Source organism: Streptomyces sp. NPDC056480 (genome assembly GCF_042795405.1).
GTDB lineage: Bacteria > Actinomycetota > Actinomycetes > Streptomycetales > Streptomycetaceae > Streptomyces.
Genome location: NZ_JBHTSA010000216.1, coordinates 1 through 6399 on the forward strand (window position 1 = coordinate 1; position 6399 = coordinate 6399).

The 6399-nt window shown below is 69.8% G+C and carries 7 protein-coding genes and 5 tRNA genes; 11 read left to right on the top strand and 1 reads right to left on the bottom strand.

The features are described from left to right. Positions 1–39 precede the first annotated feature (39 nt). The 7 genes from ACFQ79_RS39915 to ACFQ79_RS39945 all read left to right on the top strand — a co-directional run bounded on the left by ACFQ79_RS39915 (position 40) and on the right by ACFQ79_RS39945 (position 2076). Positions 40–690 carry a DUF4241 domain-containing protein gene (locus tag ACFQ79_RS39915; protein WP_383593116.1) on the top strand — a complete coding sequence of 217 codons (651 nt, stop codon included), beginning with the start codon at positions 40–42 and terminating at the stop codon, positions 688–690. Between the two features lie 26 nt (positions 691–716). Further along, positions 717–1439 carry an HAD family hydrolase gene (locus ACFQ79_RS39920; protein WP_383593118.1) on the top strand — a complete coding sequence of 241 codons (723 nt, stop codon included), beginning with the start codon at positions 717–719 and terminating at the stop codon, positions 1437–1439. A gap of 93 nt (positions 1440–1532) precedes the next feature. Continuing rightward, a tRNA-Gln gene (locus ACFQ79_RS39925) sits at positions 1533–1604 on the top strand. A 42-nt stretch (positions 1605–1646) separates the two neighbouring features. Next, positions 1647–1719 (top strand) — tRNA-Glu (locus tag ACFQ79_RS39930). Between the two features lie 84 nt (positions 1720–1803). Next, positions 1804–1876 (top strand) — tRNA-Glu (locus ACFQ79_RS39935). A gap of 14 nt (positions 1877–1890) precedes the next feature. After that, positions 1891–1962, top strand: a tRNA-Gln gene (locus ACFQ79_RS39940). A 41-nt stretch (positions 1963–2003) separates the two neighbouring features. Further along, positions 2004–2076 (top strand) — tRNA-Glu (locus ACFQ79_RS39945). Between the two features lie 129 nt (positions 2077–2205). On the opposite strand, the gene ndgR is transcribed toward ACFQ79_RS39945, so the two are convergent. Then, positions 2206–2922 (bottom strand): IclR family transcriptional regulator NdgR, encoded by a 717-nt coding sequence (ndgR, locus tag ACFQ79_RS39950; protein WP_015036427.1) that lies wholly within the window; start codon positions 2920–2922, stop codon positions 2206–2208. Between the two features lie 140 nt (positions 2923–3062). On the opposite strand from ndgR, the gene leuC reads away from it, so the two are divergent. The 4 genes from leuC to ACFQ79_RS39970 all read left to right on the top strand — a co-directional run bounded on the left by leuC (position 3063) and on the right by ACFQ79_RS39970 (position 6261). Next, complete coding sequence (leuC, locus tag ACFQ79_RS39955) at positions 3063–4487, top strand: 3-isopropylmalate dehydratase large subunit (RefSeq protein WP_055598477.1); 1425 nt, start codon at positions 3063–3065, stop codon at positions 4485–4487. A 6-nt stretch (positions 4488–4493) separates the two neighbouring features. After that, positions 4494–5087 (top strand): 3-isopropylmalate dehydratase small subunit, encoded by a 594-nt coding sequence (leuD, locus tag ACFQ79_RS39960; protein WP_383593122.1) that lies wholly within the window; start codon positions 4494–4496, stop codon positions 5085–5087. 104 nt (positions 5088–5191) lie between these two features. Further along, positions 5192–5419, top strand: a complete 228-nt coding sequence (locus tag ACFQ79_RS39965; RefSeq protein WP_030325570.1) for a hypothetical protein — start codon at positions 5192–5194, stop codon at positions 5417–5419. A 143-nt stretch (positions 5420–5562) separates the two neighbouring features. Beyond that, the gene (locus ACFQ79_RS39970; RefSeq protein ID WP_383593125.1) at positions 5563–6261 is read left to right on the top strand and encodes an HU family DNA-binding protein; all 699 of its coding nucleotides are present in this window, start codon (positions 5563–5565) and stop codon (positions 6259–6261) included. The last annotated feature ends 138 nt before the right edge of the window (positions 6262–6399 follow it).

Sequence of the window (6399 nt, forward strand, 5' to 3'; positions counted from 1 at the left end):
CCGCCCCTCGCTGTCGTACCCGTCCCCTAGGCTCGGCCCATGACCTCGACCCCACCGGACTGCACCCGCTGGTTCACGCCGGGAGCGACCGTCCCGCCCGGAGCCGGCGGGGGAGCCTCCTTCACCGTGACGGAGCTCGGCGAGCTCGGCCTGCCCACCGGGCGGCTGGTGGCCTGCGACCCGGTCGTCCACCTCGGGGACGACGACGAGCGGCCCGCGCCCTTCTCCGTCACGGTCCCGCCCGGCAGCTACCCGGTCCAGACCGTCGTGGCCGAGGTCGAGCACCCCTTCCGGAACCGCGTGATCGCCGCCGCCCGGCTGGTGGTCCGGGACGCCCCCGCCGTGCGCTGGGAGCCCGCCCTGGTCCCGGGCCAGGACCCGGCGGAGCTCGCCGAGGGCGACTTCTTCGGCTACGGCGTGGACGCCGGCGTCGGCTGCTTCCTGGACGCCTCCGCCCACCACGCCTTCCCCGGCACCCAGGACGAGGAGGGCGTCGTCTGGGAGGAGATGGACAGCGAGCGGCCCGGGCCGACGGCCTTCCTCGCCGAGGGCGTGGAGGGCCACACCGTCGCCGTCTTCGGCTCGGGCTGGGGCGACGGCTGCTACCAGACCTGGATCGGCCGCGGCGCCGACGGCGGGGCCGTCTGCTTCGTCACCGACTTCCGGGTCTTCCGCTTCGCCCCCGCCTGACCGCCACCGGGCGGTACGGTCGGACCATGACCATCCGCGCGGTGCTGTGGGACGTCGACGACACGATCTTCGACTACGCCCGGGCCGACCACGCCGGCATGAGCGCGCACCTGACGGCCGAGGGCCTGGTGGACGGATACGAGTCCGTCGACCAGGCCCTCTGCCGTTGGCGGGAGCTGACCGCGCTCCACTGGCGCCGTTTCGAGGCCGGCGGGGTCGACTTCCAGGAGCAGCGGCGTGAGCGCGTGCGGGACTTCCTCGCGCAGCCGGGTCTGACCGCCGGGGAGGCCGACGGCTGGTTCGAGCGGTACGTCTCCCACTACGAGGCGGCCTGGGAACTCTTCCCCGACGCCCTCCCCGTTCTGGACCTGCTGGCCGATGACTATCGTCACGGGATTCTGTCCAACTCCAGCCTCCACAACCAGGACCGGAAGCTGCGGGTCCTCGGAGTGCGGGACCGGTTCGAGGCCGTCCTGTGCGCGGCGGAGCTCGGGGTGGCCAAGCCGGCCCCTGAGGCCTTCCACGCCGCCTGTACCGCCCTTGACCTGCGCCCGAGCGAGGTGGCGTACGTGGGGGACCAGCCGGACATCGACGCCAGGGGCGCCGTGGAGGCGGGGCTGCGGGGCATCTGGCTGGACCGCGCGGACACCGGCGGGCGCCCCGAACTCAAGCGGATCACGAGCCTCCGCGAGCTTCCGGCCCTGCTGGGAGGGCATACCCGTTTTGGAGCACCGTCCACCTTCGGGTAATGTTCTTCCTGCGCCGAGGGGAACAAGCCGAAAGGCAAGAACCCGGAAAGCGCAAGCCGAGCAAGATCCTCCCTGGTGGGGAAGTTGCCCCGGTGGCCTATGGTGTAATTGGCAGCACGACGGTTTCTGGTTCCGTTAGTCTTGGTTCGAGTCCAGGTAGGCCAGCTCGCAGAGCTTTATCTGCAACCTGTGGATGGCATCCACAAAGCCCCCGTTGTGTAGCGGCCTAGCACGCCGCCCTCTCAAGGCGGTAGCGCCGGTTCGAATCCGGTCGGGGGTACAGATCCATCCTGTAGGTCACTTGGGTAGCTCCCGGTGGATCTACGGTGACATCACCCGGCTCCGGCCGGGTGGGATCGCTAGGGCCCCCGTTGTGTAGCGGCCTAGCACGCCGCCCTCTCAAGGCGGTAGCGCCGGTTCGAATCCGGTCGGGGGTACGGTGTAACCACCATGGCCTATGGTGTAATTGGCAACACTACGGTTTCTGGTACCGTCATTCTTGGTTCGAGTCCAGGTAGGCCAGCTCGCAGAGCTCATCTGCACCCGCGGATCTGATCCGCAAAGGCCCCCGTTGTGTAGCGGCCTAGCACGCCGCCCTCTCAAGGCGGTAGCGCCGGTTCGAATCCGGTCGGGGGTACGAGACGAAGAAGCCCTTCCCTTCGGGGGAGGGCTTCTTCGGTGTTCGGTGTCGTACGTACGGACAACTCCGGCCCACCGCTGCGGCGTTGAAGCGGTGGGCCGGTACGAACGGAGAGCAGGGCGAACGTCAGCCGGTGCGGCGCAGCGCCTCGGAGAGACGGGCCGCGGCGTCGATGACGGCCTGGGCGTGCATACGGCCCGGGTGGCGCGTCAGACGCTCGATCGGACCGGAGACCGAGACGGCGGCCACCACGCGGTTCGACGGGCCGCGTACGGGCGCGGAGACGGACGCGACGCCCGGCTCCCGCTCACCGATCGACTGGGCCCAGCCGCGGCGCCGGACGCCCGACAGGGCCGTCGCCGTGAAGCGGGCGCCCTGGAGGCCGCGGTGGAGCCGCTCGGGCTCCTCCCAGGCCATCAGGATCTGCGCCGAGGAGCCGGCCTTCATCGTCAGCGTCGAGCCGACCGGGACGGTGTCCCGCAGGCCCGAGAGCCGCTCGGCGGCCGCCACGCAGATGCGCATGTCGCCCTGCCGACGGTAGAGCTGGGCGCTCTCGCCGGTGACATCGCGCAGATGCGTCAGAACCGGGCCCGCGGTCGCGAGCAGGCGGTCCTCGCCGGCCGCGGCGGCGAGCTCCGCGAGGCGCGGTCCGAGGATGAACCGGCCCTGCATGTCACGCGCCACCATCCGGTGGTGTTCCAGTGCCACGGCCAGTCGGTGTGCCGTGGGTCGTGCGAGTCCCGTCGCCGCGACCAGTCCTGCGAGGGTGGCCGGACCGGACTCCAGGGCGCTCAGGACAAGGGCTGCCTTGTCGAGAACGCCTACGCCGCTAGAGTTGTCCATGCAACGATATTCGCGTCTCACTCTGTGAAACGCAAGTTCAATTTCCTGCGGAACTTGTCACTCTGGTGAGGCGGCCGCACAACGGCCCGCGAAACGGGTCTCTAGTTGTGCCGGCGTAGACGTCGGCCGGAGGGAAAGCGATGGGTAGGACACTCGCGGAGAAGGTCTGGGACGACCATGTCGTCCGGCGCGCCGAGGGCGAGCCCGACCTCCTCTTCATCGATCTGCACCTGCTGCACGAGGTGACCAGCCCCCAGGCCTTCGACGGCCTGCGCCAGAACGGCCGGCAGGTGCGGCGCCTCGACCTCACCATCGCCACCGAGGACCACAACACCCCGACCCTCGACATCGACAAGCCGATCGCCGACCCGGTCTCCCGCGCACAGCTGGAGACCCTCCGGAAGAACTGTGCCGAGTTCGGCGTCCGGCTGCATCCGCTGGGCGACGTCGAGCAGGGCGTCGTCCACGTGGTGGGACCGCAGCTGGGCCTGACCCAGCCGGGCACCACCGTCGTCTGCGGCGACTCGCACACCTCCACGCACGGCGCCTTCGGCGCGCTGGCGTTCGGCATCGGCACCAGCCAGGTCGAGCACGTGCTCGCCACCCAGACGCTGCCTCTGGCCCGCCCCCGGACCATGGCCATCACGATCGACGGCGAGCTGCCCGAGGACGTCACGGCCAAGGACCTGATCCTGGCGATCATCGCCAAGATCGGCACCGGCGGCGGCCAGGGCTACATCCTGGAGTACCGCGGCTCCGCCATCGAGAAGCTCTCGATGGAGGCCCGGATGACCATCTGCAACATGTCGATCGAGGCCGGCGCCCGCGCGGGCATGATCGCCCCCGACGAGACCACCTTCGCCTATCTGAAGGGCCGCGCCCACGCCCCCGAGGGCGAGGACTGGGACGCCGCCGTCGCGTACTGGAAGACCCTGAAGTCCGACGAGGACGCGGTCTTCGACGCCGAGGTCGTCATCGACGCCGCCTCGCTGGCGCCGTTCGTCACCTGGGGCACCAACCCGGGCCAGGGCGCGCCGCTTTCGGCGAACGTCCCCGACCCGGCTTCGTACGAAGACGCTTCGGAGCGCCTGGCCGCCGAAAAGGCCCTGGAGTACATGGGGTTGACCGCCGGACAGCCGCTGCGCGACATCAAGGTCGACACCGTCTTCGTAGGCTCCTGCACCAACGGCCGCATCGAGGACCTGCGCAACGCCGCCGCCCTGCTGGAGGGCCGCAAGGTCGCCGACGGCGTCCGCATGCTGGTCGTTCCCGGCTCGGTGCGTGTCGCCCTGCAGGCCGTCGAGGAGGGTCTGGACAAGGTCTTCAAGGAGTCCGGGGCCGAATGGCGGCACGCGGGCTGCTCCATGTGCCTGGGCATGAACCCCGACCAACTGGCTCCCGGTGAGCGCTCCGCGTCCACCTCGAACCGCAACTTCGAGGGCCGGCAGGGCAAGGGCGGCCGGACCCACCTGGTCTCGCCCCAGGTCGCCGCCGCCACCGCCGTCCTGGGCCATCTGGCCTCCCCGGCCGATCTGTCCGACGTCGCCACCACCGCGGGGGTCTGAGGAACCATGGAAGCTTTCACCACGCACACCGGCCGGGCCGTCCCGCTGCGCCGCAGCAACGTCGACACCGACCAGATCATCCCGGCGCACTGGCTCAAGAAGGTCACCCGCGACGGCTTCGAGGACGGTCTCTTCGAGGCCTGGCGCAAGGACGAGCAGTTCGTGCTCAACCGCCCCGAGCGGCAGGGCGCCTCGGTCCTGGTGGCCGGCCCCGACTTCGGCACCGGCTCCTCCCGTGAGCACGCCGTCTGGGCGCTGCAGAACTACGGCTTCCAGACCGTGATCTCCTCCCGCTTCGCCGACATCTTCCGCGGCAACTCGCTGAAGAACGGCCTGCTCACCGTGGTCCTGCCGCAGGAGACGGTCGACGCGATCTGGGAGCTGACCGAGGCCGACCCGACCGCCGAGGTCACCGTCGACCTGGAGCGGCGGAAGGTCCTGGCCGCCGGGATCGACGCCGACTTCGAGCTCGACGAGAACGCCCGCTGGCGGCTCCTGAACGGCCTCGACGACATCAGCCTCACCCTTCAGAACGAAGCCGACATCGCGGCGTACGAGGCGTCACGACCGGCCTTCAAGCCCCGTACAATTACGGTCTGAGCAGCGCTTTTCCAAGACTGCGCCCCCCACCGCCCGGTGGGGGGCGCAGTCGCTTGTTGAGACCCTGTCGGGCGACAACTCGCCCTAGATGGCACAATCGGTGCATGGAACGCGACAGCCAACTCGAGCTCTACGAGTCAGTCGCCGCCCGATTGAAGGAAGCGCACACAAGAGTGCGCTCACTGCAAGTCCCGGAGGGCGTAAGGATGGCGCTGTCCCGGAAGCTGCTGGTCGTGACGGCCGCGGCGAAGCACGATCTCAAGGACGCGGCAACGCGTCTGGACCGGTTGATGAAGGACCTCGATGAGGGCCGATTCCCAGAGGACGACTGACACCAAGAACTCCGCAGCGGATCTTCCGCGTTGCGGCACTAGGGTGATTAGCCCGTTTCGTGTTTGATTTGCGGTATATACATGCCTAACGTGCGAAAAAGCTTGAACACTTTCGTTCTGGCAATGTCTCCGAAGGGGAAGACGTGAACAAGGCGCAGCTCGTAGAAGCGATTGCCGACAAGATGGGCGGTCGCCAGCAGGCCGCCGAAGCCGTCGACCACGTGCTCGACGCCATCGTGCGTGCCGTGGTCGGGGGCGACCGGGTCTCGGTGACGGGTTTCGGCTCGTTCGAGAAGGTCGACCGTCCGGCCCGCTACGCCCGCAACCCGCAGACGGGTGAGCGGGTGCGGGTCAAGAAGACCTCGGTCCCGCGCTTCCGTGCCGGTCAGGGCTTCAAGGACCTGGTCAGCGGCTCGAAGAAGCTCCCCAAGGGCGGCGAGGTCTCCGTCAAGAAGGCCCCCAAGGGCAGCCTGAGCGGTGGCGCCTCCGCCACGGTGAAGAAGGCCGCCGCCAAGCGGGCGACCACCGCCAAGAAGGCCGCCGCGAAGAAGGCGACCCCGGCGAAGAAGGTCACGGCGGCCGCCGCGAAGAAGGCGACCCCCGCGAAGAAGACCACCACGGCCGCCAAGAAGGCGACCCCGGCCAAGAAGGCCACCACGGCCGCGGCGAAGAAGACCTCCGCCGCCGCCAAGAAGACCACCACGGCCGCCGCGAAGAAGGCGACCAAGGCCACGGCCAAGAAGACCGCGCCGGCCGCGAAGAAGGCCACGGCGACGAAGGCGCCCGCCAAGAAGACGACGGCGCGCAAGACGACCGCCAAGAAGGCCGCCGCCAAGAAGTAGGACGAGCGGTAGACACCCGCCGGGGCGGGGGGCCCCCCCGGGGCCCCGCCCGCGGCGGGGGCCGGGGCCCCCCCGCGGGGGGCCGGCGGCGGACAAAGACAGGTGCGTCAACACGGGGGTACCCCCGGCGGCCCCCCC